This is a genomic window from Streptomyces fulvoviolaceus (genome assembly GCF_000718165.1).
Lineage (GTDB): Bacteria > Actinomycetota > Actinomycetes > Streptomycetales > Streptomycetaceae > Streptomyces > Streptomyces fulvoviolaceus.
On the sequence record NZ_JOEY01000147.1, the window covers coordinates 1 to 1,354 of the forward strand.

The window sequence follows — 1,354 nt, forward strand, 5'->3', positions numbered from 1 at the left end:
CATCGGCGCCCTTGCCCTGCAGATCGCCCTCAGCAGCGGCGGCGAATCGGCCGACCGGCAGGGCGCGCTGGCCCAGGTCGCGGAGCAGCCGTTCGGGAAAGTGATGCTGTGGGCGATGGTGGTCGGCTTCGCCTCCATGGCCCTCTGGCGGGGAGCCCGCGCCGTGCTCACCAGGGGACCTCAGCGGAAGGCGGGTTCACGAGCCCTCGACGGCGGGCGGGCGGTCTTCTACGCCTTTGTCTGCTGGACCACGGCGGTGTACGCCGCCGGCGGCGGCCAGGGCTCCAGCGGCAACGAACAGTCGCAGGACGGGACGGCATCGGCCCTCAAACTGTCGTACGGCCAGGTGCTGGTGGGAGCCGCGGGGTGCCTCCTGATCGGCATCGGCGCGGTACTCGCCGTCCGGGCGGCCATGCGGCGCTTCCTCAAGCAGCTGGACACCGGCGCCATGAGCCACCGTACGAAGCAGGTCGTCACTGCTCTCGGCGTGGGCGGAGGCGTGGCGCGTGGCGTGGTGTTCGCGGCGGCCGGGATCTTCATCCTGGTGGCAGCCGTCCGCTTCGACCCTGACGAGGCCAAGGGCGTGGACGCGACGCTCCGCAGCTTCACCCAGACACCGGTGGGACCGTGGCTCCTGGTCGCCGTCGCCATCGGGCTGATCCTCTTCGGTGTCTTCTCCTTCGCCTCGGCCCGCTGGCGCCGGCTGTGAACGCCTGACCCAAGCCGGATCTGCCGGCTTGGCCCGCAGGCTCGCCCTTGGGCCGGGCCGTCACCACACACTGGTCACCGCCACAGCGGCGAACCGTCCCGCTCCCGTCTCCGACCGCATGTGGGCATCTGGGGCGGCGGTCCGCGATCTACCGCCATGCCTCAGTGGGCCGGACGCCGGCGGTGTGAGCGCGACACCGAGCGCACGAGCAGGTACAGCACGGCGGCGATGAGGAGCAGCACGCCGGTGGAGAGCAGATACAGCAGTCCGTCGACGACAGCGCCGATGACGATCGTCAGAACGGCTCTACCGTGGGTAGGGGAAGTAGATCCCAGGAGCGCGTCATGATCATCCTCGGACTCGTCATTCTCGTCGCCGCGGTGGTCATCGGCGTCGCCGGCGTTCTTTCCAACAGTGGCAGCGCCCACGAGCTCACCGGCGGATTCTCCGTCTTCGGAGTCGACGTCACCGGCTCCACCGGCACCCTCTTCCTCTGCGGCATCGTCGTCGGGGCGGCGGCTCTGCTCGGGCTGAGCCTGATCCTGGCCGGTACACGCCGTACCACTCGCCGTGGCCGCCCTGCGCATCGCGGGCTCGGACCGTCTCGGCGCGAGTCTGTCGCAGCCGAACAGGAACGCGGTGGCC

The 1,354-nt window shown here is 70.5% G+C and carries 2 protein-coding genes; one reads left to right on the forward strand and one right to left on the reverse strand.

The features are described 5' to 3' along the window. Position 1: 1 nt before the first annotated feature. On the forward strand, positions 2–709 hold the full coding sequence (locus tag IG08_RS0153195) for a DUF1206 domain-containing protein (protein WP_078656161.1): 708 nt from the start codon (positions 2–4) through the stop codon (positions 707–709). A gap of 161 nt (positions 710–870) precedes the next feature. Here the strand turns inward: IG08_RS0153195 and IG08_RS60530 are convergent. After that, the coding region (locus tag IG08_RS60530) for a hypothetical protein (protein WP_158812425.1) at positions 871–1,354 on the reverse strand (484 nt) is incomplete at its 5' end.